At 72.3% G+C, this 23688-nt stretch carries 23 protein-coding genes and 1 tRNA gene; 15 read left to right on the top strand and 9 right to left on the bottom strand.

What is annotated here, in order from left to right; translation table 11 throughout:
* Window positions 1-63 precede the first annotated feature (63 nt).
* Window positions 64-1170 (bottom strand): ferritin-like domain-containing protein, encoded by a 1107-nt coding sequence (locus tag OG553_RS09785; RefSeq protein WP_405978604.1) that lies wholly within the window; start codon window positions 1168-1170, stop codon window positions 64-66.
* Window positions 1171-1381: 211 nt separating this feature from the next.
* On the opposite strand from OG553_RS09785, the gene OG553_RS09780 reads away from it, so the two are divergent.
* The 3 genes from OG553_RS09780 to OG553_RS09770 are packed head-to-tail and all read left to right on the top strand — an operon-like array spanning window position 1382 to window position 3363.
* Entirely contained in the window at window positions 1382-2311 is a 930-nt protein-coding gene (locus tag OG553_RS09780; RefSeq protein ID WP_386273241.1) for a diiron oxygenase, read from the top strand.
* 22 nt (window positions 2312-2333) lie between these two features.
* The gene (locus tag OG553_RS09775; protein WP_405978603.1) at window positions 2334-3053 is read left to right on the top strand and encodes a TetR/AcrR family transcriptional regulator; all 720 of its coding nucleotides are present in this window, start codon (window positions 2334-2336) and stop codon (window positions 3051-3053) included.
* 10 nt (window positions 3054-3063) lie between these two features.
* Window positions 3064-3363, top strand: coding sequence for a hypothetical protein (locus OG553_RS09770; RefSeq protein WP_405978602.1), 300 nt, complete (start codon window positions 3064-3066; stop codon window positions 3361-3363).
* A gap of 86 nt (window positions 3364-3449) precedes the next feature.
* Here the strand turns inward: OG553_RS09770 and OG553_RS09765 are convergent, their stop codons facing one another.
* From OG553_RS09765 to OG553_RS09755, 3 genes are all read right to left on the bottom strand, one after another.
* A complete protein-coding gene (locus OG553_RS09765) occupies window positions 3450-4682 on the bottom strand; it encodes a histidine kinase dimerization/phospho-acceptor domain-containing protein (protein WP_405978601.1) in 1233 nt (410 codons plus the stop codon).
* Window positions 4679-5410, bottom strand: coding sequence for a hypothetical protein (locus tag OG553_RS09760; RefSeq protein ID WP_405978600.1), 732 nt, complete (start codon window positions 5408-5410; stop codon window positions 4679-4681). Before OG553_RS09760 ends, OG553_RS09765 begins: the two co-directional genes overlap by 4 nt.
* A gap of 125 nt (window positions 5411-5535) precedes the next feature.
* On the bottom strand, window positions 5536-6210 hold the full coding sequence (locus tag OG553_RS09755) for a hypothetical protein (protein ID WP_405978599.1): 675 nt from the start codon (window positions 6208-6210) through the stop codon (window positions 5536-5538).
* A gap of 207 nt (window positions 6211-6417) precedes the next feature.
* Between OG553_RS09755 and OG553_RS09750 the strand changes: the two genes are divergently transcribed.
* A complete protein-coding gene (locus OG553_RS09750; RefSeq protein WP_405978598.1) occupies window positions 6418-7212 on the top strand; it encodes a nuclease-related domain-containing protein in 795 nt (264 codons plus the stop codon).
* Window positions 7213-7219: 7 nt separating this feature from the next.
* Here the strand turns inward: OG553_RS09750 and OG553_RS09745 are convergent, their stop codons facing one another.
* On the bottom strand, window positions 7220-8407 hold the full coding sequence (locus tag OG553_RS09745; RefSeq protein WP_405978597.1) for a Ku protein: 1188 nt from the start codon (window positions 8405-8407) through the stop codon (window positions 7220-7222).
* Window positions 8408-8438: 31 nt separating this feature from the next.
* On the opposite strand from OG553_RS09745, the gene ligD reads away from it, so the two are divergent.
* Window positions 8439-9323 (top strand): non-homologous end-joining DNA ligase, encoded by an 885-nt coding sequence (gene ligD / locus OG553_RS09740; protein ID WP_405978596.1) that lies wholly within the window; start codon window positions 8439-8441, stop codon window positions 9321-9323.
* The gene (locus OG553_RS09735; RefSeq protein WP_405978595.1) at window positions 9320-10237 is read left to right on the top strand and encodes an ATP-dependent DNA ligase; all 918 of its coding nucleotides are present in this window, start codon (window positions 9320-9322) and stop codon (window positions 10235-10237) included. The genes ligD and OG553_RS09735 overlap by 4 nt, the downstream gene beginning before the upstream one ends.
* Window positions 10238-10286: 49 nt before the next feature.
* Here the strand turns inward: OG553_RS09735 and OG553_RS09730 are convergent, their stop codons facing one another.
* The gene (locus tag OG553_RS09730) at window positions 10287-10682 is read right to left on the bottom strand and encodes a DUF6479 family protein (protein WP_405978594.1); all 396 of its coding nucleotides are present in this window, start codon (window positions 10680-10682) and stop codon (window positions 10287-10289) included.
* A 172-nt stretch (window positions 10683-10854) separates the two neighbouring features.
* Window positions 10855-11841, bottom strand: coding sequence for an XdhC family protein (locus tag OG553_RS09725; RefSeq protein ID WP_405978593.1), 987 nt, complete (start codon window positions 11839-11841; stop codon window positions 10855-10857).
* A gap of 222 nt (window positions 11842-12063) precedes the next feature.
* Between OG553_RS09725 and OG553_RS09720 the strand changes: the two genes are divergently transcribed.
* Together OG553_RS09720 and OG553_RS09715 are read left to right on the top strand one after the other, a co-directional pair.
* Complete coding sequence (locus OG553_RS09720) at window positions 12064-13344, top strand: MFS transporter (protein ID WP_405978592.1); 1281 nt, start codon at window positions 12064-12066, stop codon at window positions 13342-13344.
* Window positions 13345-13381: 37 nt separating this feature from the next.
* The gene (locus tag OG553_RS09715) at window positions 13382-14560 is read left to right on the top strand and encodes a hypothetical protein (protein WP_405978591.1); all 1179 of its coding nucleotides are present in this window, start codon (window positions 13382-13384) and stop codon (window positions 14558-14560) included.
* Window positions 14561-14622: 62 nt separating this feature from the next.
* On the opposite strand, the gene OG553_RS09710 is transcribed toward OG553_RS09715, so the two are convergent.
* Both OG553_RS09710 and OG553_RS09705 read right to left on the bottom strand, forming a co-directional pair.
* The gene (locus tag OG553_RS09710) at window positions 14623-15075 is read right to left on the bottom strand and encodes a hypothetical protein (RefSeq protein ID WP_405978590.1); all 453 of its coding nucleotides are present in this window, start codon (window positions 15073-15075) and stop codon (window positions 14623-14625) included.
* A 129-nt stretch (window positions 15076-15204) separates the two neighbouring features.
* A tRNA-Arg gene (locus OG553_RS09705) sits at window positions 15205-15276 on the bottom strand.
* 100 nt (window positions 15277-15376) lie between these two features.
* On the opposite strand from OG553_RS09705, the gene OG553_RS09700 reads away from it, so the two are divergent.
* The 7 genes from OG553_RS09700 to thrB all read left to right on the top strand — a co-directional run bounded on the left by OG553_RS09700 (window position 15377) and on the right by thrB (window position 23299).
* The gene (locus tag OG553_RS09700) at window positions 15377-15850 is read left to right on the top strand and encodes a response regulator (protein ID WP_405983003.1); all 474 of its coding nucleotides are present in this window, start codon (window positions 15377-15379) and stop codon (window positions 15848-15850) included.
* Complete coding sequence (locus tag OG553_RS09695; protein WP_405978589.1) at window positions 15850-17130, top strand: RNA-guided endonuclease InsQ/TnpB family protein; 1281 nt, start codon at window positions 15850-15852, stop codon at window positions 17128-17130. The genes OG553_RS09700 and OG553_RS09695 overlap by 1 nt, the downstream gene beginning before the upstream one ends.
* Window positions 17131-17140: 10 nt before the next feature.
* Window positions 17141-18073, top strand: coding sequence for an ArgS-related anticodon-binding protein NrtL (gene nrtL, locus OG553_RS09690; RefSeq protein WP_405978588.1), 933 nt, complete (start codon window positions 17141-17143; stop codon window positions 18071-18073).
* A gap of 19 nt (window positions 18074-18092) precedes the next feature.
* Window positions 18093-19484, top strand: a complete 1392-nt coding sequence (gene lysA, locus OG553_RS09685) for a diaminopimelate decarboxylase (protein WP_405978587.1) — start codon at window positions 18093-18095, stop codon at window positions 19482-19484.
* 177 nt (window positions 19485-19661) lie between these two features.
* Window positions 19662-20954 carry a homoserine dehydrogenase gene (locus OG553_RS09680; protein WP_007266575.1) on the top strand — a complete coding sequence of 431 codons (1293 nt, stop codon included), beginning with the start codon at window positions 19662-19664 and terminating at the stop codon, window positions 20952-20954.
* Between the two features lie 6 nt (window positions 20955-20960).
* On the top strand, window positions 20961-22031 hold the full coding sequence (gene thrC / locus OG553_RS09675; protein ID WP_386273219.1) for a threonine synthase: 1071 nt from the start codon (window positions 20961-20963) through the stop codon (window positions 22029-22031).
* A 329-nt stretch (window positions 22032-22360) separates the two neighbouring features.
* Window positions 22361-23299 (top strand): homoserine kinase, encoded by a 939-nt coding sequence (thrB, locus tag OG553_RS09670; protein WP_362467228.1) that lies wholly within the window; start codon window positions 22361-22363, stop codon window positions 23297-23299.
* The last annotated feature ends 389 nt before the right edge of the window (window positions 23300-23688 follow it).

Raw genomic sequence — 23688 nt, 5'->3', positions numbered from 1 at the left:
TCATGCCGCGCCCGTACGGTCAGGCCTGGGCGCCGGTGCTGCCTGGCCCACGCGCCCGCACCGTCAGGTCTGGGCGCCCTCCTGGATGGCGGCCCGCACCTCCGCCACCCGCTCGCGCTCCTCGGCCGCGAAGCGTTCGCGGTCCAGCGACTCGGCGATCTCCTCGTCCTGGGTCATCAGCAGGTCGAGGTTGGAGTCGCCCATCTCGAAGACCCCCATTTCCAGGTACGCCTTCTGCAGCCGGTCCCCCCAGAGCCCGATGTCCTTGACGCACGGCACGATCCGGCTGAACAGCAGCTTGCGGAACAGGTGCAGGAACTCCGACTGCTCGGTGTACTCCACCGCCTCCCGCTTCGGGATGCCGAAGTTCTCCAGTACCTCGATCCCGCGCAGCCGGTCGCGCATCAGGTAGCAGCCCTCGATGACGAACTCCTCGCGCTCGCGCAGTTCGGCGTCCGTCAGCTGCCGGTAGTAGTCGCGCAGCGCCATCCGCCCGAAGGCCACGTGGCGGGCCTCGTCCTGCATCACGTACGCGAGGATCTGCTTGGGCAGCGGCTTGTCCGTCGTGTCGCGGATCATCCCGAACGCGGCCAGCGCCAGCCCCTCGATGAGCACCTGCATGCCGAGGTAGGGCATGTCCCAGCGGGAGTCGCGCAGGGTGTCGCCGAGCAGTCCCTGGAGGCTGTCGTTGATCGGGTAGAGCATCCCGACCTTCTCGTGCAGGAAGCGCCCGAAGATCTCGGCGTGCCGGGCCTCGTCCATGGTCTGGGTGGCGGAGTAGAACTTCGCGTCCAGGTCCGGCACGGACTCCACGATGCGTGCCGCGCAGACCATCGCGCCCTGCTCGCCGTGCAGGAACTGGCTGAAGTTCCAGGCGCTGTAGTGCCGGCGCAGTTCGCCCTTGTCCCGCTCGGTCATCTTCGCCCAGTGCCGGGTGCCGTGGAGGGTCAGCATCTCGTCGGGGGTGCCGAGGGGGTCGTACGGGTCCACCTCGATGTCCCAGTCGATGCGCTTGGCGCCGTCCCACTGCTTGTCCTTGCCCTTCTGGTACAGGGCGAGGAGGCGGTCGCGTCCCCCGTCGTACTCCCAGCTGAAGCGGGCCGCACCGGAGGCGGGGACCGGCCACACGGGCTCGTCCGGGGCCTGGGTGTAGAGCTCGTGCGTCGACACTGACGCCTCCTCGTTCCTCGTCTCGCGTACTGCCGTGCGGGAGTGGACAGTTGGCAGCGTCACACGTTGGTAGACACGGGGTCAACAAGTCGTGCGGGAGGGATTGACGACCTTGCTGACAAGGAGTCTCATAAGGGGTGACCGCAGGTAACCCGACAGGTGGCCTGACCGGTGACCCGACAGGCAACCCGACCGCGAGGTGCCCCAAGCCATGACGACAGTGACGGAACGAGCCGCGCTGAGGGACGCCCTCGGCCTCCTCAAGGACCGCGAGCAGATCGCCGAACGACTCCTCGAATCCTCCGCCAAGCACTCCTTCGACCCCGACCGGGAACTCGACTGGGACGCCCCGCCGATCGACGGCAAGTACTACTGGCCGCCCGAGCTGCTCTCCCTCTACGACACCCCCATGTGGAAGAAGATGGGCGAGGAGCAGCGCATCGACCTCTCCCGCCACGAGGCCGCGTCCCTCGCCTCCCTCGGCATCTGGTTCGAGATCATCCTGATGCAGCTCCTGGTCCGGCACATCTACGACAAGTCGCTGACCAGCAACCACGTCCGGTACGCGCTCACCGAGATCGCCGACGAGTGCCGCCACTCGATGATGTTCGCCCGCATGATCCAGAAGGGCGGAGCCCCCGAGTACCCGGTCACCCGGCTCAACCACAACCTCGCCCGCGTCCTCAAAACGGTCTCCACCACCCCCGGCTCCTTCGCCTGCACCCTCCTCGGCGAGGAGATCCTCGACTGGATGCAGCGCCTCACCTTCCCGGACGAGCGCATCCAGCCCCTCGTCCGCGGCGTCACCCGCATCCACGTCATCGAGGAGGCCCGGCACGTCCGCTACGCCCGCGAGGAACTGCGCCGCCAGATGCTGACCGCCCCCCGCTGGGAACAGGAACTCACCCGGATCAGCTGCGGCGAGGCCGCCCGCGTCTTCTCCGTGGCCTTCGTCAACCCCGCCGTCTACGAGAACGTCGGCCTCGACCGCCGCGAAGCCGTCGCCCAGGTCAAGGCCAGCGGCCACCGCCGCGAGGTCATGCAGACCGGCGCCAAGCGCCTCACCGACTTCCTCGACGACATCGGCGTCCTGCGCGGCGTCGGCCGCCGGCTCTGGCGCAGCTCCGGCCTCCTCGCCTAGACGGGTCGTCTACTCTGCGGGCATGACCGTACGGGCGTACCGCAGACTCAGCGTCGAGGAGCGGCGCGCCCAGCTCCTCGACGCCGCACTCTCGTTGTTCGCAGACCGCGCACCGGAGGAGATCTCCCTCGACGACGTCGCGGAGGCCGCGGGCGTCTCGCGCCCGCTGGTCTACCGCTACTTCCCGGGCGGCAAGCAGCAGCTGTACGAGGCCGCGCTGCGCTCGGCTGCGGACCTCCTCGAACTCTGCTTCGCCGAACCCCAGACCGGCCCGCTGACCCAGCGGCTGTCCAGGGTCCTGGACCGCTACCTCTCCTTCGTCGACGAGCACGACGCCGGCTTCGCGGCGCTGCTCCAGGGCGGCAGCGTCGTGGAGACCTCCCGCACCACCGCCACCGTCGACGGCATCCGCCGCGCGGCGGCCGAACAGATCCTCCTCCACCTCGGCGTCCCCGCCCCGGGGCCCGGCCCCCGGCTGCGGATGATGGTCCGCACCTGGATCACGGCCGTCGAGGCCGCCTCCCTGATCTGGATCGACGAGGGCAAGCAGCCCGACGCCACCACCCTCCGCGACTGGCTGGTGGACCAGTTCATCGCCCTCCTCACCGCCACGGCCGCCACCGACCCCGAAACGGCCACCGCAGCCCGCGCGGCCCTCGCCCTGGAACGCCCGGACGGCCCGGCGGGCGTCCTGGCCCGCCGCGTGATCCCGGTGGTCTCCGAGGCGGCGCACCTGCTGTGACACTGGTGGGGTGAGAAGCGAACCGACCCCCTTCGAGGGCGGGCCGATGGACGGCCGCGTCCTCCCGATCCTCGTGGGCCCGACGGGCCACCCGCCGAAGTGGTACGAGATCCCCGTCCCGTCGGCGGACGGCGGCCCCCCGACGGTACTGCTGTACGAACGCGTGCCCTCGGGCTACACGAAGCGGCTGGGGCTCCAGAAGGGCTGGAAGTACACCTACTCCCCGACGGGCGAAAAGCCGAAGCTCCGCTGGCCCTGGACGAAGTCCCGGGGCGGGGGCGCGGGCGCGCCGGGAGCGGGGGAGCGGTAGCCCTAGCCCCTCGGGCGGTCGGGGGGGGGGGGGGGGGGGGGAGATGGCGCGCCCGCACCGCGAGACGGCGTCCCCCCCCCGCCGGCCTAAGGCACCGGCAGCGTCAGGACCGCTTCCGCGCCGCCGCCCCGCGCCTGGCGGAACTCCAGGCGGGCGCCGATGGCCTCCGCCTGGCCCGCTGCGATGGTCAGGCCCAGGCCGTGTCCCCTGCCCCCGCTGCGGAACCGCTGCGGGCCGCCCGCGAGGAGGTACTGCGGGTACCCGTCGCCGTGGTCCCGTACGGTCAGCACCGGGCCGTCCACCGTGAGCACCACCGGGCCCCGGCCGTGTTTGTGGGCGTTCGCGAGCAGGTTCCCGAGCACCCGCTCCAGCCGTCGCCGGTCCGTCTCCACGTGCGCGTCCCGCACCACGACCACCTCGGTCTCCAGCCCGGACGCCCGCACCACCCGCCGGGCCAGCCGCTCCAGCTGGTGCAGGTCGGTGTCGACCCGCTCGCTCCCCGAGTCCAGCCGTGAGATCTCCAGCAGGTCCTCCGTCAGCTGCCGCATCGTGCGCACCCGCTCCCGCACCAGTTCCGTCGGCCGCCCCTCCGGCAGCAGTTCCGAAGCCGCCTGCAGGCCGGTCAGCGGTGTGCGCAGCTCGTGGGCGACGTCCGCCGTGAACCGCTGCTCGCTCTGCAGCTTCCGCTGCAGGGTCCCCGCCATCGTGTCGAGGGCGCCCGCCACCGTCGACACCTCGTCCTGGTGCCGTGAGGGGTCCTCGGTGCGCGGGTCGCCGACCCGCGCGTCCAGGTCGCCCTGGGTGATCCGGCGTGCGACCGTGGCCGTCTGGTGCAGCCGCCGCGTCACCCGCGTCACCGCGAAGGCGCCGATCAGCAGGGTGCCGCCGAGGGCCAGGACCGAGGATCCGATGATGGCGTTGTCCAGGCCCCGGATGGTTCCCGCGCTCTGTCCGTAGTCGATGAGGGTGGCCAGGGCCTTCCCGTCGGCCGGGGCCGCCGCCCACATCACCGGCCGTCCGCCGACGTCGCCGACGACGGTCCCGCGCCGGCCGCTCAGCGCGAGCGCCCGCAGTTCGGGCGGCAGCCCCGCGGGGTCGAGTCCGGACTGGGGCGGCAGCGTTTCGCCCGCCTCGTAGGCGTACGAGGCCTCGTCCAGCTTGTCCAGCGCCTTGTCCCGTGCCGCCCCGACCGTCTGCCGGGTCACCTCCACGTGCACGAGGACGCCCAGCACCGCCGCGAGGGCGCAGCACATCACGACGATGAAGCAGGCGGACTTCCAGGTCAGCGTGGCCGTCCACGCGGGCAGCCGCGCCCTCACGGCGCGACCGGAGAACTGGCCGGGGGCGGGGGAGACGCCGACGGTGACGCCGCCGCCCCGGCCGGCACCCGTACGATCTGCTCGCGCTCGGGCAGCATCGTGCGCTGCTTCGCGTCCCATGACCATGCGGTGATCAGCTCGTATCCGGGGTTGCCGCTCGGCACGCGCAGGATGACGTCCCGCCCGGCCAGCTCCACGCTGATCACGGTCTCGGTGGTGGCCATGATCCGGTTGATCCGGCCGCCCGCGTCCACCGTGTACGCGCGTACGGACATCATCCGGTCGGGCAGCTCGATGCCGATGACCAGCTCGTCCTTGCCGTTGCCGGTGAGGTCCCGGTAGTACGGCTGCCGCACCGGGCACGCGGCCGGGTCCTGGCCGATCTTCCCGCAGGCGCGGATCGCGGCGGCGGTCTCCGCGGGCATGCCGTCGGCGCCGACGCTGATGTCGGGGTGGGCGCGCAGCTCCGCCTGCACCAGCGCGACCGGGTCGACCTCGTGCACGTTCTGGCCGGTGACCTTCGGCAGTCCCCGTACGTACTCCGGCGGCGCGCCCCCCGGATCGGCGGGCGGCACCTCGGCGCCCTTCCGCTCGGGCCACAGGTGTACGGGGCCGCTGGCGGTCGGGGTGGGTCCGGCGGAGGCGAGCCCGCCGGTGTTGCCGCAGCCGACGGCCAGCGGCAGCAGCAGGGCCGTCGCCAGCAGTGCTGCGGGGGAGGTCTGTCGCACGTGCGGGCCCTCCTCTGCGCGTGGCCGGTCGGTGATGGCTGATATCCAGCCAACCCTATGCGCAGCTCGACCGCATTTGTCGCTCAGAGGCCTCCGGAGGCCTCTGAGGCGGCGAGGGGCGCCGATCAGCCGTCCGTGCGCCCGCGGCGCAGCATCGCGAAGCCCAGCCCGGCGGCGCCGACGGCGGCGATCCCGCCGCCCGCGGCGAGCAGCAGCACGCCGTCGCCCGGCCCGTCGGCCAGGGTGTTCAGCCGCAGGGCCTCGGCGGTGCCGGGGGCGCCGGAGCCGCCCTTGACCGGGGTGCCGGCCGGGGTGCCCGCGTTGCCCGGGGTGTCCAGCGACGCGGGGACGACCTGGCCGCCGCCGTTGCCGCCCGTACCCGCGCCCGTGGCTCCGCCGTGCCGGGTACCGGTTTTGTGGCCGTCGCCCGCGACCGCGTGGGAGCCGCCGCCGGGCACGGTGTCGCCGACCCAGGAGGACAGCCGCCCGTCGGGCCGCAGCGCGGCGTGCAGTTCGCCGGCGGCGCCGACCCCGGTGGACCCGTCGCGGCTGGTCAGGGTGGCGACCTTGGCGCCGGCGCGCAGGATCTCGGCCTGGTACGCGTCCTTCGCGAGGCGGTACACCTTGGCGGTCGACCGGCCGTCGGCGAGGGAGATGCTGCTGACCAGGGTCCGCTGCGTGCCGGAGGCGGCCGGCGCCCCGTCGGCGAGCGCGGCGGCGGTCGGCAGTGCCAGCAGTGCGCCGGCGCATGCGGTCACGGCGGTGGCGCGAACGATGGTGCGGCGGCGGGCGGTTTCCACGGGATTCCCTCGGCAGTGGTCAGGGTCTGGCGCTTCCGGACGGCACAAAAGTAGGCCCCGGCCGTTGCGGTAGTGCGCTGGCCTTGTAACAGGAAGGCCGCAGGGAGCCGACGGAGCTGTTACACAACCGAGGGATTGCCCACTACACAACCGAGGGATTGCCCACCGGCCCGCCGCCTGCTCCCATGGACGGCGGGGGTGAGGCCGATGCGCGGACTCAAGGTCCTTCCGAGCGGCCGGCCCGGCCGCGGCCGGCTCTACGTCAACCGGCCCGACGGCCAGGCGGTGGCCTGGTACGACCGGCAGGCCAACCGGATCAGCGTCCTGGCGGACGACCAGCGCGAGGCGGTACTGGCGGCCCTGCGCCCGTACTTGACCCGCGGCTGGACCATCGGACCGCCCCCGGTGCCCACCCGCGCCGAGCTGCGCGGCCTGAGCCTGCCGCCCGACGGGGACCTCGCCCCGAACCGGCCCGGCGAGACCCTGCTGGGCGAGCTGGCGTACGGGTCGCAGGGCAGCCGGGCCCGGCACCGGATGCGGCAGGAGCTCCAGGCGCGGCAGCGCACGGGCGCGGAGCTCGACCTGCTGGAGGCGTCGGACTGGCGGGCGCTGCACGACGTCCCGTTGCCCGGTCTGGGGCTGCTGGACCACCTGCTGATCGGCCCGCCGGGCGTCCTCGCCGTCCGTACGGTCCCGGGCCGCCGCCAGCGCGCCCAGGTCGGGGACCTGCTGCTCACGGTGGGCCGTGCCGAGCCGCGTCCCGACCCGCGCTGGATCCGCCGGGCGGCGGCGTGCGCGGCCCGGGTGCTGGCCGCGCCGGTGACCCCGGCCCTCGCCCTGGCCGATGCCTCCCGGGTGGAGGTGGCCCCGACGCAGCGCGACGTCCTGGTGCTCCAGCCGCCGACCCTGACGACCCTCCTGCGGGGCACGCCGGCGACCCTCAAACCCCCGGAGATCGAAGCCCTCTTCGCCCTGGCCCGCGCTCGCCCGGCCTGGACCTAGAGGATCCTCAGGCCGAACTCCGCTTCCTGGGTGCGGCCTTCTTCGCGGCGGCCGTCTTCTTCGCGGTGGCGGACGTGGACTTGGCGGTGGCCGAGGCGGACTTCCCGGCCGTGGAGGCGGACTTGGCGGCGGCCGAGGTGGACTTCCTCGCGGTGGAGGCGGACTTCGTGGCGGCCGAGGTCGACTTCTTGCCGCCCGCCTTGGCGGAAGGCGCCGCCGAAGTGGACTTAGCCGAGGTCTTCTTCGCCGCCGAGGCCGTCTTCCGGCCGGCGGCCGATGCCGTCGACTTCTTCCCGCCCACCGCCTTCGGTGCGGCCGAGGCCGAGGCCGAGGCCGAGGTCGAGGCCGACGCCGACGCCGTCCCGCGCCGGATCGGGGTCACCTCCGCATCCGTGCCGTCCTCCGAGCCCTGCCCGCCCCGCGAGGCCCTGGCGGCCCGGACGCTGTTCTCCAGCGCCGCCATCAGGTCGATCACCTGCCCGCCGGCGGGCTCCACCACCGCCTCCGTCGGCTCGAACGCCCCGCCCGCCTTCGCCGAGATCATCGCCTCCACGGCCTCGCGGTAGTCGTCGTGCAGGGAGGACATCTCCACCTCGCCCAGCGTCGCCATCAGCGCGTCGGCCAGGTCCAGTTCGGCTTCCCGGACGGCCACCGAGGCCTCCGGGGCCACCCCCTCCGGCGCCCTGATCTCGTCCGGCCACAGCAGCCCGTGCATCGCGATCACGTCGTCGACGACCCGGAGCATGCCCAGTCGCTCCCGCCCCCGCAGCGCGTACTTGGCGATCGCCACCCGCCGGCTGCGCTTGAGCGCCTCCCGCAGCAGGGTGTACGGCTTGGCCGCCGTGGCCCCGTTCGCCGCGAGGTAGTACGCGGCGTCCATCTGGAGCGGATCGATCTCGTCGGCGGGGACGAACGACACGATCTCGATCGTCTTCGCCGTGGCGATCGGCAGCGTGGCCAGGTCCTCCTCCGTGATCGGGACGATCGACCCGTCCGCCTCCTCGTACCCCTTGCCGATCTCGTCGGAGGACACCTCCTCCCCGTCCAGCTCGCACACCTTGCGGTAGCGGACGCGGCCGCCGTCGGTCACATGGATCTGACGGAAGGAGATCGAGTGGCTCTCGGTGGCGTTCACGAGCTTGATCGGGATGCTGACCAGGCCGAAGGAGATCGCCCCGTTCCAAATGGATCGCACGGTTCCTCCTGATTCGTGGCAATCTCATCGTATGACGCCGATCACGATGGTGGAGGGGCGTCGCATCGCGCTCAGCAACCTGGACAAGGTCCTCTACCCGGGGACCGGCTTCACCAAGGGCGAGGTGCTGCACTACTACGCCACCGTCGCCGACTCCCTCCTCGCGCACATCGAGGACCGCCCGCTCTCCTTCCTGCGCTATCCGGACGGCCCCGACGGCCAGCTCTTCTTCACCAAGAACCCGCCGCCCGGCACGCCCGCATGGGTGAGGACCACCCCCGTCCCCCGCTCCGAGGACGAACGGGCCGAACAGGTGGTCGTATCCGACCTGGCTTCCCTGATGTGGGCCGCCAACCTCGTCGTCGAGTTCCACACCCCCCAGTGGCGGGCCGGCGCCCCCGCCGTCGCCGACCGGCTCGTGCTCGACCTCGACCCCGGCCCGCCCGCCACCATCGTCGAATGCTGCGCCGCCGCCCTGTGGCTGCGCGAGCGCCTCGCCGCCGACGGCCTGACCGCGTACGCCAAGACCTCCGGCTCCAAGGGCCTCCACCTGGCCGTGGCCCTCGAACCCGTCCCCTCCGCGCGCGCGTCCGCGTACGCCAAGGCCCTCGCCCAGGAGGCCGAGGCCGAGCTCCCCGACCTGGTCGTGCACCGCATGGCCAAGGCGCTGCGTCCCGGCAAGGTCTTCGTCGACCACAGCCAGAACGCCGCCGCCAAGACCACCGCCGCCCCCTACACGCTGCGAGCCCGGCCCCGGCCGACCGTCTCCGCGCCCGTCTCCTGGGCGGAGGTCGAAGCCTGCCGCGACCCCTCCGACCTGGAGTTCCTCGCCGACGACATCCCGCCCCGGCTGGCCCGCGACGGCGACCTCCTCGCCCCGCTCACCGACCCCGCGCGGGCCGGGAGCCTGCCGTGACCCCGCCGGCCGTCCAGGTCGCGCTCGCCGCCGCCGTACGGACCCTGCCGCGGGCGGCGGGCCTGGCGTACGAGCCGAAGTTCGACGGCCACCGCATGGTCGTGCTGCGCACCGGTGAGGACGTGGCGCTCCAGGCCCGCTCCGGGCGGATCGTCACCGCCGCGTTCCCCGATCTGGCGGCCGCCGCCCGGCAGTTGCCCGCCGGGACCGTGCTGGACGGGGAGGTGGTCGTCTGGCACGCCGGCCGCACGGACTTCGCGCTGGTCCAGCGGCGCGCGGCGGCGGCCACCGCGGCGCGGGCGGCGGTGCTCGCGCAGAGCCTGCCGGCCTCGTACGCGGCGTTCGACGTGCTGGAGCTGGCCGGGGTGGACGTACGCGGCCGCCCCTACGAACGGCGCCGGGCCCTGCTGGTCGACCTGCTGCTGCCGCTCGGCCCGCCGCTCCAGCCGGTGCCGATGACGACGGACCCGGAGCTGGCCGAGACCTGGTACGAGACCCTGCCCGCCAGCGGCATCGAGGGCCTGGTCGTGAAGCGGCTGGACCAGCCCTACCCGGCCGGGCGGCGCTCCTGGCGGAAGCTCCGGCACACGAACGTGCGGGACGCGGCGGTGATCGGCTACACCGGCACCCCGCGCCGCCCGCAGGCGCTCGTACTGGTCCTGCCGGGGGAGGAGGACGAGGCGCCGCTGGTGTCGAGCCCGCTCTCGGCGGTGCTGCGCACGGAGCTGGCGGCGGCCGTCGCGGAGCGCGGGGGCGCGGGTGCCGGCGGGGGCGCCGACGGGGGCGTGGTCACGGCCATCGGGTTCGGCGAGGTGCCGTTCCGGCTGCTGGACCCGCCGCTGGCGGCCGAGGTCCGGCACACCGCGCTGCGCCACCCGCCGCCGGAGGTGCTGCGGCTGCGCACGGACCTCTGACCCGCGCGGGAGGCGGCGGGCCAGAGGTCCGGTGGCGATGGTGGTGCGTTCAGGAGTGCGCGCCGCGGCCCGCGTCGGGCGGCGCCCCGGGCTGCGGGTGCGGCCCCGGGCCCTCCGGCTTCCTGTAGCCGGACTCGCGTTCGGCCCGTACCTCGTCGGCATGGGCGGAGGTGGTGGAGCCGAAGTTCCCGTAGCCCTGCATCTCGTGCGGGCGCAGGCCGCCCTCGGGGATCTCCACCGGGTCACGCTCCTCGCGGACCTCGTGGACCGCCCCGCCCTCGGGCAGGTGGGGCTGGCTCTCGGGGGTGGGCGGCGGCGGTTCCTTCTCCCGGACCCGCTGGCCCAGCTTGAACCCGGCGAGCAGGACGCCGGCGATGACGATGCCGACGACGAAGAACCAAGCGATGTTGGTCAGGATCTTGTCCACGCTGAGGATCGTGTCCATGGAACCCATTTTCCCGTTTTTGCTACTTTTGCACGCCGGGACGGCACAAAGAATCCCCCCGGAAGACGGCAGCCGCCCCGCCCCCGGGCCGAGCCCCCGCCCCCGCCACGACGCACCGCCCCCTACTCCGAACGGATGACGGGGGCGGCGGTCCTCCTCTCCAGGGGGCCCGTCAGCGCAGCGGCCCGTCCGAGTCCCGCAGCCCGCGCGCGTCCCGGCCGCCGAGCACCCCGAGGATCTCGGCACAGATGGCCAGCGCCGTCTCCGCCGGGGTCTTGGCCCCCAGGTCCAGCCCGATCGGCCCGTGCACCCGCGCCAGCTCGGAAGCGCCCACCCCGGCCGCAACCAGCCCGTCCTGGCGGCGCGCGGTCGTCCGCCGGGACCCCAGCGCGCCGACGTACGGGACCTCCAGCGCGAGCGCGTTCCGCAGGGTCGGCACGTCGAAGTCCGGATCGTGGCTGAGCATCACCAGACAGGCGGCGTCCCGGTGCGCGGTCAGCACCTTCTCCGCGTCCGCCGCGTTCTCCACCACGATGGACTCCCAGCCCAGCAGCGCCGACTGCGCGCCGATCACGTCGGCCAGCTCCCCCGTCCCGCCGATCACCACGTACGGGGCCGACGGGTACGCCTCCACCAGCACCAGCCCGGAGCCCCCGTACAGGGCGTCCCGCCCGGGCCGCCGGGTCCCCAGCAGCTCCCCGGCGCGCCGCCCGGCGTCGTCGGCCGGCGCGTCGCCGGCCCGTACGACCTCGCTGACGGCACCGTCCGCGCCCTCGCTGAGCCGGGTCACGAGCGCCACCCCGGCCCCGGTGCCCAGCAGCTCCCACCACTCGGCGGGGATCGCGGACAGTGGCTGCAGCAGCACCTCCGCCTGCCCGCCGCAGGTCAGCTTCGCCTCCGTGGCCTCACCGGCCCCGACCGACACCTCGCACACCCGCGCGGCCTCCCGGGCGGCGCCGCCCAGGGCCGCGGCCTCCGCGACCAGCTCGGCGTCGAACACCCCCCGGTACAGCGCCCCGACGCACTCCCCGCGGGCGTCCACGAGCACGGCCCCGGCGGGGTCGCGGGGCCCGAACCCCTGCTCGGTCACCGGCCGGGCCAGGAACGCCACCCGTCCCTCGGCAGCCCACTGCCGCGCCGTCTCCGCAAGCTCACGCATCCTCGTCGCCCCATCCTCTGTGCGCTCCCTCGCCGCAAAGCACCTGGTCAACGGGCACAAAGCGGCCTCGGGCACCACCCTACGCACGCCCCCGGCCGCCACCCATCCCCCGAACCCACCAACCCCGGCCCGTCGCCCTCGTACGGACCACCGGAACCGTCCACGAGTGGCCGCTCCGCAGCCACCACGGAGAATCGAGGGAGCGAAGGGAAACTACCGCCCGTGCTCACCCTGAAACGCGCCTTCGACTCCCTCTCCGTACGCAACTTCCGGCTCTTCTTCCTCGGCCAGCTCCTCTCGGTGACCTGCACCTGGATGATGGTGGTCGCGCAGGACTGGCTGGTGCTGGAGCTGTCGGGGAACTCGGGCACGGCCCTGGGCTTCGTCACGGCCCTCCAGTTCACCCCCGTACTCCTCCTCACCCTCTACGGCGGCCGGCTCGCCGACCGCCACAGCAAACGCCGCATCCTGATCCTGGCGAACCTGACGTCGGGCGCCCTCTCCCTGCTCCTCGGCCTGTGGGTGACGTTCGGCGACATCCACCTGTGGCACATCTGGCTCTTCGCCCTCGCCCTCGGCGCGGTCAACTCCGTCGAGGCACCCACCCGCATCGCCTTCGTCGGCGAGATGGTCGGCAACGAACTGCTCCCCAACGCCTCGGCCCTGAGCGGCGCTTACTTCAACGCCGCCCGGGTGGCGGGCCCCGCGGCCGCGGGCCTGCTCATCGCCCACCTCGGCGTCGGCCCGGTCATCCTGCTCAACGCGTGCAGCTACCTGGCCGCGGTCGCGGGCCTCGCCCTGATGCGCCCCGCGGAACTCCACGGCCCGCCCTCCCGCCCGGCCGGCGCCCGGATCGCGGACGGCCTGCGCTACGTCTCCCGGCGCCCCGACCTGATCCTGCCCCTCTTCCTGGTCGGCGTCCTCGGCCTGGCCGGCTTCAACTTCCAGCTGACGCTGCCGCTGCTGGCCAAGACGGAGTTCCACACCGGCTCGGCCGCCTTCGGACTGCTGAGCAGCTCCCTCGCGGCGGGCTCCCTGCTGGCCGCCTTCGCGACGACCGCCCGCCGCACCCGCCCGACGGCCGCCGTGGTCACCGGCTCCGCCCTGGCCTTCGGCGCGACGGAAGCCCTCACGGGCCTGGCCCCCAGCCTCCCGACGGCGGCCTTCTGCCTCACCCTCACGGGCTTCGCGATGATGTACTTCGCCCAGGCGGCCAACCACCGCATCCAGCTCGGCTCGGACCCCGCCTACCGCGGCCGCGTGATGGCCCTCTTCACCCTGATCTTCATGGGCACCACCCCCCTGGGCGCCCTCCTGACGGGCTGGCTCACCGACCACTGGGGCCCCCGCTGGTCCCTCACGACGGGCGGCCTCATCTCCCTCACGGTGGCAGCCCTGACCCTGGCGTTCACCGCAGGCAGGCGTTCCGCCCATTCCGCCGGGGTACCGGACCCGGCCCGAGCCCAGGACACGACCCCCACCAAGGGCGAACACCCGGCGTGACCCCAATGTGTCAGTAGGGTGTGTGAACTTGGGGCGCATGATGCACTCCGCGACCATCGCCCTCCCGGGGCACGAACAACTCGCACAGGCGAAGCCCGACACCGCCGCCTGGCTGATGATGTTCCTCCTGGACCTCAGCACCCTCTGGTTGCCCTTTCTTCTCATAATCACGGGGTGTCTCGCGTTCTGTACCCGCAGACGTCCCGGGGGGTGGTTGACCTCCGGCCTGCTGCGCCGGAGCCGGTCGGCCCGGAAACGCATCGTCGAGCTTCGGACGGCGCTCACGGCCGCGGACGGAGCGCGTGCCGGTCTTCCGGACGCTGACGCGCTCGCCATACGGCTTTGTGCGTCCCGGCGTTGGGCGGTCGCACGTCTGTGGCTGTACGGCCCGGCCGACCTGGCGGCAGGGCTGCTGCTGTACGGGGCGTTCGGAGGATGGGGTGGGCCGCTCCGACCGACCACCGCCGCCATCGCCGCCGGCCTGCTGGCCCTTGCCGCTGCGGCGACGGCTGCGGAGGCCGTCTCGCGACGCCGGGCGGATCCCTATGGAGAAGCCGCGTATCGAGGCGTCCTGGCTCTGGAGGCACTGGTACTGCCGGACAGCGCGGAAAGCCGGGTCAGAACCCTGCTGGGGTCATTGCGGAGTCGAGACCGGCGGCCGACGGCGTACTTCCCCGTCGACTGGACGTTCCGCACCGTCGAGGAGTTCTGTCTCGCGCTGGAGAGGCTGGCGCGCTATGCGGTGATCAGCGGGGACCGGGTGGGCAGGGCGCGGAGGGAGGCAGAGGTCCACGTGTACGAGGCGCATGTGCAGGAGGCCCTTGAGCGGTACCGTCTGGCGGCCGTGGCGCATGCAGCCGCGGTCGATGCCGCAGCCGGTGCACCGGGCTGTGGCGCTGACGAAAGTGCCGCGTTGCGCGAAGCCCACGGTCGTGTGCTGTCCCTCGTCTCTGGCGTGCTGGCACAGGTCTGTCAGGATCGGCTGATCCTTCCGGTGCTCGACTGGCAGGACCTTCCCGAGGACCGGCGGGCGGCGCCGAGCCGGGGGACACGGCGACAGACCGTCTGGCAGACCGCAGCAGCGGTCACGATCCTGATCGCGCTCGCAGCCCTGTTCAGCTGGGCCGGTGCACCGGGAGAGTTCGTCACCCCGATTCTCTTCGGACTCAGCGGTGCCGTTGGCGTCCTCCTGCCCCGTGCGCGCTGGATGGCCTGAGCCGGCCGGGGCCGCCTGCCGAGTCCGGCGAGGCAGCCCCGGGCAGGTGCCTGGCCTCCCGTTCAGACCACCGGGTCCCGGTCGACGACCTTGAGGAGCTTGAGCAGGCGTGCCGTGGCGTCGAGAGCCTCGGCGTCTTCCGCCGGCGCGTCGACCGCCCAGTGCGCGAGCTCATTGCGGTACTTCGTGACGATGCGCAGTCGCGAGAGCATCTGCTGCTGGTCATAAGGCCAGTTGAGCTTGGCCCAGCAGTGCGGGTCCTCCACCAGGAAGACGTACCGGCCCAGGGTGAACTGACGCCCCTGCTCCCGCGCCTTGCGGATCTTCGCCGGAAGTTCGTCCACGGAAAAGTGCCGCGTCAGCCTGCGGATCCTGCGTTCCAGCTCCTCAAGGAGCGTGAACGGCTCGATGCGTGCCTTCAACTCTCCGGCGAGGTCCGTGGACGTGAGGATGCCGATCACGGCGTTCTCTCCGTCGACGATGATGGTGAAACCGCTCCGCTGGATGTGGTCCATCCGACGGAAGAGCTCTTCCTGTTCCCGGGCAACACCAGCCCGGCTGCCGACATCCACGTGCTTGGGACGACAAAAAGGCGCCGACCTGCATCTCTGCTGGTCAGCGCCTTTGTGGCACTTCATGCGAAGTGCCCCCGGCAGGATTCGAACCTGCGCACACGGCTCCGGAGGCCGTTGCTCTATCCCCTGAGCTACGGGGGCGTGTCGTTCGCTTTGCGGCGACGGGTTGAACACTACCAGCTTCCACAGGGTGATCAGGAACGGTTTTGGGCGGGAGGGGGAGGCCGGTCGCCCGGAGGGGGTGGAAGTGGCAAAAACCCGGACGCGGGGGCTTAGGGCGACCTACCCTCAAGTTGTGCCAGGCGCCTCGGGCCGGGTGCTTGTTGTCGACGACAACAAGGTCATCCGGCAGCTGATCAAGGTCAATCTCGAGCTGGAGGGCTTCGAGGTCGTGACCGCGAGCGATGGTGCCGAGTGTCTGGACGTGGTCCACCGGGTGTGTCCCGACGCGATCACCCTTGATGTGGTCATGCCCCGGCTGGACGGGTTCGGGGCCGCCGCGCAGTTGCGGGCCGATCCGCGGACGCGGCACGTGCCCGTCGCCATCGTCAGCGCCTGTACGCAGCACGAGGTCGAGGCCGGGATCGCCGCCGGGGTGGACGCGTTCGTCGCCAAGCCCTTCGAGCCCGCCGAGCTGGTGCGGGTCGTGCGGCGGCTCGTCGAGCGGAAGGGTGCCCCTGCGGGGAGGGGCGGGAGGGCCGGTCGGGGGGCCTGATGACAGGAGCTCGGAGTGGGGAGGGCCCCGGGCAGGCCCGGTACACCTTCCGACTGCGCGTGTCGTCCACCGCGGCCGCCGCGCTGGAAGCGGAGTGGGCGCGGTGCCGGTGGATCTGGAACGAGAGCTGCGCCCGGGCGAAGAAGGCCCACGCCGAGGGTGAGACGTGCGGGCCGGCACGGCTGGACAAGATGCTGACCAGGGCACGCGCCTCGAATGCCTGGCTGCGTGAGGGCAGCAGTGTTCCGCAGCAGCAGACCATCCGGGCCTTCGCCCAATCCCGTGCGAAGGCCCTCAGAGACATCAAGGCCGGGATGCCGGTGCGGCAGCGTGCTGGAATGCCGAAGTACAAGAAGAAGCGCGAGTCGGCTCCCACGCTCAACTACACACAGCGCGGCTTCAGGATCAAGGACGGGCGCCTGCAACTGGCCGGGGGCATCAGGGTCACCGTGGTGTGGTCTCGGGACCTGCCCGAGCCGTCGTCGTCGGTGCGGGTGTGCCGCGACAGCCTCGGCCACTGGTACGCGAGTTTCGTCGTCCCCACGACCATCGAGCCGCTTCCCGCCACGGGCGCGGTGATCGGTATCGACTGGGGCGTGAGCGAGACCGCGACCACCACGTCCGACGACCACGACCTGCCCCACCTGGAGCACGGCAGGAAATCAGCCGCGAAGCTGGCGCACTACCAGCGAATGATGGCCCGCCGCCGCGCGCCCAGGGGGAAGGCGCAGTCGAAGGGCTGCCGTGCAGCCCAGCGGCAGGCCGCCAAGCTGCACAAGACGGTGGCCCGCCGGCGTCAGGACACCGGCCGCAAGTGGGCCAAAAGGGTCGTCCGTGACCATGACGCGCTTGCCGTCGAGGACTTCAAGCCCGAGTTCCTCGGTAGATCCACCACGGCCCGCAAGGCTGCGGACGCTGCGATCGGAGCCACGAAGACGGCCCTGCTCGAGATGAGCCGCAAGCACGGCCGTCCTGTGCACCTGGTGCACCCCGCGCACACCACCATGGACTGCGCGCAGTGCGGAGCGAGAACCAAGCACGCGCTACCCCTCTCGGAACGAACCTACTCGTGCAACGCGTGCGGAGCCGTATCCCCCAGGGACAAGAACTCCGCCCGTGTGATGCTCGTCCGGGCTGGTCTCAACCCGGCTGGTGTTGATCGCGTAAGAGCTGACGGATCGCTGGTCCGCAGCCCACGTGAGCCAGGAATCCCCGCCCTCCCGGGCGGGGAGGTTTCAAATGGCGAAACCCGATGCATGCCCCCGGGGCTTCTCGCCTAGGCTGGGTTCCGTGATCCCCGCCGACCTCTCTCGTGCCGTCGTACAAGCCGTACGCCGTGCCGTCGAGGGCGGTGAGCTCGCCGTCGGCGTGCCCGAGCGGGTGGTCGTCGAGCGGACCCGGCCCGGGGGAGCGGGGGAGTACGCCAGCCCCGTCGCGCTCCAGGTGGCGAAGGGCGCCCGGCTGGAGCCCCGTGAGGTCGCCCGGGTGCTCGCGGGCCGGCTCCTCGCCGACGAGCCCGGGATCCGGGACGTCGAGATCACCGGGCCCGGGTTCCTGAACTTCAGCCTCCTGCCCGCCCCCGCCGCCGAGCTCGTGGGCCAGGTCCGGGCCGCGGGGCGCAGGTACGGGTTCGTGGACGGCGGGGAGCTGCGCGGGCGGGTGGTGCGGGAGGCCGTGGGGAGGATCCGGGCCAGTCAGGGGCTGCCCGGGGCGGACGAAGAGCTTCGCGTCGCGCCCGTCGCCCGCCGGGACGGGGACGTCGTCGCCGCGTACGGGGCGGACGCCGCCGGCTGGGCCATGCTCTGCGCGCCCGCCCGTGAGACCCCTTCCTTCGGCCCCGCCCTGCTCGTCCAGGACGAGTCCGGTGAGTTCTTCAGGGTGCGGTACGCCCATGCCCGCGCGAGGGCCTTGGGGATCAACGCCGCCGATCTCGGGTTCGCGGGGGAGCCCGGCGAGGCCGGCGCTCCCGGGCTGCTCCGGCTGATCGGCGAGTACCCGCTCGTGCTGGAGGCGGCCGCGCACCACCGCGCCCCCGAGCGGCTCACCCGGCACCTCGTCGCCGTCGCCGACGCCCTCCTCGACTTCCAGCACCAGGTCCTGCCCAAGGGGGACGAGAAACCCTCGGCCGCCCACCGCGCCCGGCTGGCACTCGCCGAAGCCGCCGGGACGGTGCTGGCCGGTGGCCTCGCCCTGCTCGGCATGGACGCCCCAGACTTCCTGTGACCCGCGAAGAGAGATTCCGATGAGCCGTTCCGCGCACCCCGCCGGGCCCCGCCACGCCGACGTCCTGCCCGAGGGCCACTACGCCCCGCCGCCGGCCGACCTGAACGAGCTCGACGAGAAGGTGTGGTCCCGTACCGTCACGCGGAACGACGACGGGGTCGTGACCGTCGGCGGGATCGAAGTGACCCGGCTCGCCGAGGAGTTCGGCACCCCCGCCTACTTCCTCGACGAGGAGGACTTCCGGGCCCGCTGCCGCGCCTGGGCGCACGCCTTCGGCAAGGACGCCGACGTGTTCTACGCCGGGAAGGCGTTCCTGTCGAAGGCCATCGTGAAGTGGCTCAAGGAGGAGGGGCTGAACCTCGACGTCTGCTCCGGCGGGGAGCTGGCCACCGCCCTCGCCGCCGAGATGCCCGCCGAGCGGATCGCCTTCCACGGCAACAACAAGTCGGAGGGCGAGATCCGGCGTGCGGTCTCCGCCGGCGTCGGGCGGATCGTCCTCGACTCCTTCCAGGAGATCGCGAGGGTCGCGCACGTCGCCCGTGAGCTGGGTGTGCGCCAGCCCGTGCAGATCCGGGTGACCGTGGGTGTGGAAGCGCACACCCACGAGTTCATCGCCACCGCCCACGAGGACCAGAAGTTCGGCATCGCCGTCGCCGACGGGTCCGCCGCGGAGGCCGTCCGCCGGGCGCTCGGGCACGACTCGCTGGAGCTGCTCGGCGTCCACTCCCACATCGGCTCGCAGATCTTCGACATGGCCGGCTTCGAGGTCTCCGCGAAGAGGGTCGTGCGGCTGCTGGCCGCCGTACGGGACGAGCACGGGGTCGAGCTGCCGGAGATCGACCTCGGTGGCGGCCTCGGCATCGCCTACACCTCCGCCGACGACCCGCGCGAGCCGCACGAGATCGCCAAGGCCCTCACAGAGATCGTCGCGCGGGAGTGCGAGAGCGCCGGCCTGAAGGCCCCGCGCATCTCCGTCGAGCCCGGCCGCGCCATCGTCGGCCCCACCGCCTTCACCCTCTACGAGGTCGGCACGATCAAGCCGCTGGAGGGGCTGCGCACGTACGTCTCCGTCGACGGCGGCATGTCCGACAACATCCGTACGGCCCTGTACGACGCCGAATACGCGGTCACCCTGGTCTCCCGCGTCTCCGACGCCGAGCCGATGCTGGTCCGCGTCGTCGGCAAGCACTGCGAGAGCGGTGACATCGTCGTGAAGGACGCCTTCCTGCCGGCCGACCTGGCCCCCGGCGACCTGCTCGCCGTGCCCGCCACCGGGGCGTACTGCCGCTCCATGGCCAGCAACTACAACCACGCGCTCCGCCCGCCCGTCGTCGCCGTGCGCGACGGCGCGGCGCGGGTGATCGTCCGCAGGGAGACGGAAGAAGATCTCCTGTCCCTCGACCTCGGATGACCCCCATATTTCGGGGGGAAGGGTCCCGACCCCCAAAATAGACGTCCAGGTACATCTGGCACACGTCTCACTCAATGGACCGGAGATGGAAAGTCCTGTCCATTGAGTGAGACTGGTTCATACCTGGCGCGCAAAACCGCGCGCCGGGAGCGATGGAAGATCGAAAGGCGTAGGTCAATGATGCGTACGCGTCCGCTGAAGGTGGCGCTGCTGGGCTGTGGAGTGGTCGGCTCAGAGGTGGCGCGCATCATGACGACGCACGCCGACGATCTGACAGCCAGGATCGGCGCGCCCGTCGAACTCGCCGGCGTGGCTGTGCGCCGTCCCTCCAAGGTGCGCGAGGGCATCGACCCCGCCCTCGTCACCACCGATGCGACCGCCCTCCTCAAACGCGGTGACATCGACGTGGCCATCGAGGTCATCGGCGGCATCGAGCCCGCCCGCACCCTGATCACCACCGCGTTCGAGCACGGCATCTCCGTCGTCTCCGCGAACAAGGCGCTGCTCGCCCAGGACGGCGCCGCCCTGCACGCCGCGGCGGAGCAGGCCGGGCTGGACCTCTACTACGAGGCCGCCGTCGCGGGCGCCATCCCGCTGGTCCGTCCGATGCGCGAGTCCCTCGCCGGCGACAAGATCAACCGGGTGATGGGCATCGTCAACGGCACGACGAACTTCATCCTCGACAAGATGGACTCGACCGGCGCCGGCTACCAGGAGGCGCTCGACGAGGCCACCGCCCTCGGTTACGCCGAGGCCGACCCCACCGCCGACGTCGAGGGCTACGACGCCGCCGCCAAGGCCGCGATCCTGGCCGGCATCGCCTTCCACACCCGGGTCCGCCTCGACGACGTGTACCGCGAGGGCATGACCGAGGTCAGCGCCGCGGACTTCGCCTCCGCCAAGCGCATGGGCTGCACCATCAAGCTCCTCGCCATCCTGGAGCGCGCCGCGGACGGCGAGTCCGTCACCGCCCGCGTCCACCCGGCGATGATCCCGCTCAGCCACCCGCTGGCCTCCGTCCGCGAGGCGTACAACGCCGTCTTCGTCGAGGCCGAGGCCGCCGGACGGCTGATGTTCTACGGGCCCGGCGCGGGCGGTTCGCCGACCGCGTCCGCGGTCCTCGGCGACCTCGTCGCCGTCTGCCGCAACAAGCTCGCCGAGGCAACGGGGCCCGGCGAGTCGGCGTACACCCAGCTGCCGGTCAGCCCCATGGGGGACGTCGTCACCCGCTACCACATCAGCCTCGATGTGGCGGACAAGCCGGGCGTCCTCGCCCAGGTGGCGACCACCTTCGCGGAGCACGGTGTCTCCATCGACACCGTCCGCCAGCAGGGCAAGGACGGCGAGGCCTCCCTCGTCGTCGTCACCCACCGCGCGCCCGACGCCGCCCTCTCCGGGACCGTCGAGGCGCTGCGGAAGCTGGACACCGTGCGCGGTGTCGCCAGCATCATGCGTGTTGAAGGGGAGTAAGGACCCATGAGCAGCAATCGCACCCACCAGTGGCGCGGCATCATCGAGGAGTACCGCGACCGACTGCCGGTGACGGACACGACTCCCGTGGTCACGCTCCGCGAGGGCGGCACTCCCCTCGTCCCCGCCCAGGTGCTCTCCGAGCGCACGGGCTGTGAGGTGCACCTCAAGGTCGAGGGTGCGAACCCCACCGGGTCCTTCAAGGACCGCGGCATGACCATGGCCATCACCAAGGCCAAGGAGGACGGCGCCAAGGCCGTCATCTGCGCCTCGACGGGCAACACCTCGGCCTCCGCCGCCGCCTACGCGGTGCGCGCCGGCATGGTGTCCGCGGTCCTCGTGCCCCGCGGCAAGATCGCGCTCGGCAAGATGGGCCAGGCCCTGGTGCACGGCGCCAAGATCCTGCAGGTTGACGGCAACTTCGACGACTGCCTGGACCTGGCCCGAGCGCTGTCCGACAACTACCCGGTGGCGCTGGTCAATTCCGTCAACCCGGTGCGCATCGAGGGCCAGAAGACGGCCGCGTTCGAGATCGTCGACGCGCTCGGCGACGCCCCCGACATCCATGTGCTGCCCGTCGGCAACGCCGGCAACATCACGGCGTACTGGAAGGGCTTCAAGGAGTACAAGGCCGACGGCCTGGCCTCCCGCACGCCCCGCGTCTGGGGCTTCCAGGCCTCCGGCTCCGCGCCGATCGTGCGCGGGGAGGTCGTCAAGGAGCCGCACACCATCGCCACCGCGATCCGCATCGGCAACCCGGCCTCCTGGGACTACGCGCTCGCCGCGCGTGACGAGTCGGGCGGTCTCATCGATGAGGTGACGGACCGCCAGATCCTGGCCGCCTACCGCCTGTTGGCCTCCCAGGAGGGCGTCTTCGTCGAGCCCGCCTCGGCCGCGTCCGTCGCCGGTCTGCTGAAGGCCGCGGAAGCCGGCCTGGTCGACCCCGGCCAGACGATCGTGTGCACCGTCACGGGCAACGGCCTCAAGGACCCCGACTGGGCCGTCGCCGGCGCTCCGCAGCCGGTCACCGTCCCGGTGGACGCCGAGGCCGCGGCGATCCGTCTCGGCCTGGTCTGACCCAGGTCACCGGCCCCTGAGGGGGCCCGGCCCCGTTGCCGGATTCCGGAAGCGTCCGGAATCCGGCGACCCGGGCCGTACGGCACCGAAAGGCAGCGGCGATCCCGCGGGATCCGGCGGAAGACACCGACACGCATCGTGCGCCTCCTGTGCGCCCTATGTCGCGGGAGAACCTTCCTTCGATACGCTGTACTTACATCCGCCACCGCGCATATGACCGCGGTGCTGCCCCAAGGGCCTTCGGGTGTCGTACGTTCTCCAGTACATTCGCAGCGAAGATCCCGCGCAGCAGCCGGATCCCGCACAGTCACAAGGAGTGTCATCGACCGATGGCAGGTCCAGCGTTCCGCGCCGCCGCCGTACGGGTGCGCGTCCCCGCCAGCAGCGCCAACCTCGGCCCCGGCTTCGACGCCCTCGGCCTGGCCCTGGGGCTCTATGACGACGTCGTCGTCCGGGTAGCCGATTCCGGCCTGGACATCGACATCGCGGGCGAGGGCGCCGACACCCTCCCGCGGGACGAGAGCCACCTCCTCGTACGCTCCATGCGCACCGCCTTCGACCTGCTGGGCGGTCAGCCGCGCGGCCTCGAGGTCGTCTGCGCCAACCGCATCCCGCACGGCCGGGGCCTCGGCTCCTCCTCCGCCGCGATCTGCGCCGGCATCGTCGCCGCCCGCGCGGTGACCATAGGCGGGGAGGCCAAGCTCGACGACGCGGCGCTGCTGGAGCTCGCCACCGAGATCGAGGGCCACCCCGACAACGTCGCCGCCTGTCTGCTCGGCGGCTTCACCCTGGCGTGGATGGAGGGGGGCAGTGCCAAGGCGATCCGGATGGACCCCGCGGATTCCATCGTTCCGGTGGTCTTCGTCCCGTCGAAGCCGGTCCTGACCGAGACCGCCCGCGGCCTGCTGCCGCGCACCGTCCCGCACGTGGACGCGGCCGTCAACGCGGGCCGCGCGGGCCTGCTCGTGGAGGCCATGACCAGGCGTCCCGAGTTCCTGCTGCCCGCCACCGAGGACCGGCTGCACCAGGAGTACCGCTCCCCGGCGATGCCGGAGAGCGTGGCACTCGTCAACCGGCTGCGGGCGGACGGCATCCCCGCGGTGATCTCCGGCGCGGGCCCGACGGTCCTCGCGCTGGTCGACAACGGCGCGGCCGACAAGGTCGCGCAGCTCGCGGGCGAGGGGTGGGCCGCCAACCGGCTCGCGCTCGACGCCGCGGGCGCGAGCGTCCTTCCGCTGGGCGCCCAGGGCGGTCAGCCCGTGTCGTGACGACACGGCCCCGTCGTGGGCGGGCGGCCGGGCAGGCCGCCCGCCCACGACAGGGCGATTGCCGGTGATTGAGAGGGGGAATGTCTGTTGGATCCGGTAGTGTTAACCTCAAGTGCGCATCCGAAGCCGCCATGGCTCGGTGCTCAGTGTCCCCATCCGGGACCACATTTCTTCCGGGAGCCTCCCCGACTGCTTTGATCGCTGCCAGCAGTTTCGAGCACGCTCCGGAATCGGCGTGACATTCCCACGCTTCCAGCTCGGGGGCTTCTCGCCGGAACCACCATGCACGTTTCTCTCCGCCGTAACTCTTACCGGCGGACCACCGCCCCGGCACGGTCCACACACCGGACCGTTGTCGGACAGCACAACCGGTCGCCGAGCCAGACAGG

Source organism: Streptomyces sp. NBC_00158, assembly GCF_045160885.1.
GTDB lineage: Bacteria > Actinomycetota > Actinomycetes > Streptomycetales > Streptomycetaceae > Streptomyces.
The sequence above is the reverse complement of the archived record's forward strand: the minus strand, read 5'-3'. Positions and strand labels throughout refer to the sequence as shown.

What these genes read in the sequence shown, in the direction of transcription:
- OG553_RS09780 (WP_386273241.1), top strand. Translation starts at nt 1,382, where the DNA reads ATGACGACAGTGACGGAACGAGCCGCGCTGAGGGACGCCCTCGGCCTC.
- OG553_RS09775 (WP_405978603.1), top strand. Translation starts at nt 2,334, where the DNA reads ATGACCGTACGGGCGTACCGCAGACTCAGCGTCGAGGAGCGGCGCGCC.
- OG553_RS09750 (WP_405978598.1), top strand. Translation starts at nt 6,418, where the DNA reads ATGCGCGGACTCAAGGTCCTTCCGAGCGGCCGGCCCGGCCGCGGCCGG.
- ligD (WP_405978596.1), top strand. Translation starts at nt 8,439, where the DNA reads ATGACGCCGATCACGATGGTGGAGGGGCGTCGCATCGCGCTCAGCAAC.
- OG553_RS09730 (WP_405978594.1), bottom strand. Translation starts at nt 10,682, where the DNA reads ATGGACACGATCCTCAGCGTGGACAAGATCCTGACCAACATCGCTTGG.
- OG553_RS09725 (WP_405978593.1), bottom strand. Translation starts at nt 11,841, where the DNA reads ATGCGTGAGCTTGCGGAGACGGCGCGGCAGTGGGCTGCCGAGGGACGG.
- OG553_RS09715 (WP_405978591.1), top strand. Translation starts at nt 13,382, where the DNA reads ATGATGCACTCCGCGACCATCGCCCTCCCGGGGCACGAACAACTCGCA.
- OG553_RS09710 (WP_405978590.1), bottom strand. Translation starts at nt 15,075, where the DNA reads ATGGACCACATCCAGCGGAGCGGTTTCACCATCATCGTCGACGGAGAG.
- OG553_RS09695 (WP_405978589.1), top strand. Translation starts at nt 15,850, where the DNA reads ATGACAGGAGCTCGGAGTGGGGAGGGCCCCGGGCAGGCCCGGTACACC.
- lysA (WP_405978587.1), top strand. Translation starts at nt 18,093, where the DNA reads ATGAGCCGTTCCGCGCACCCCGCCGGGCCCCGCCACGCCGACGTCCTG.
- OG553_RS09680 (WP_007266575.1), top strand. Translation starts at nt 19,662, where the DNA reads ATGATGCGTACGCGTCCGCTGAAGGTGGCGCTGCTGGGCTGTGGAGTG.
- thrC (WP_386273219.1), top strand. Translation starts at nt 20,961, where the DNA reads ATGAGCAGCAATCGCACCCACCAGTGGCGCGGCATCATCGAGGAGTAC.
- thrB (WP_362467228.1), top strand. Translation starts at nt 22,361, where the DNA reads ATGGCAGGTCCAGCGTTCCGCGCCGCCGCCGTACGGGTGCGCGTCCCC.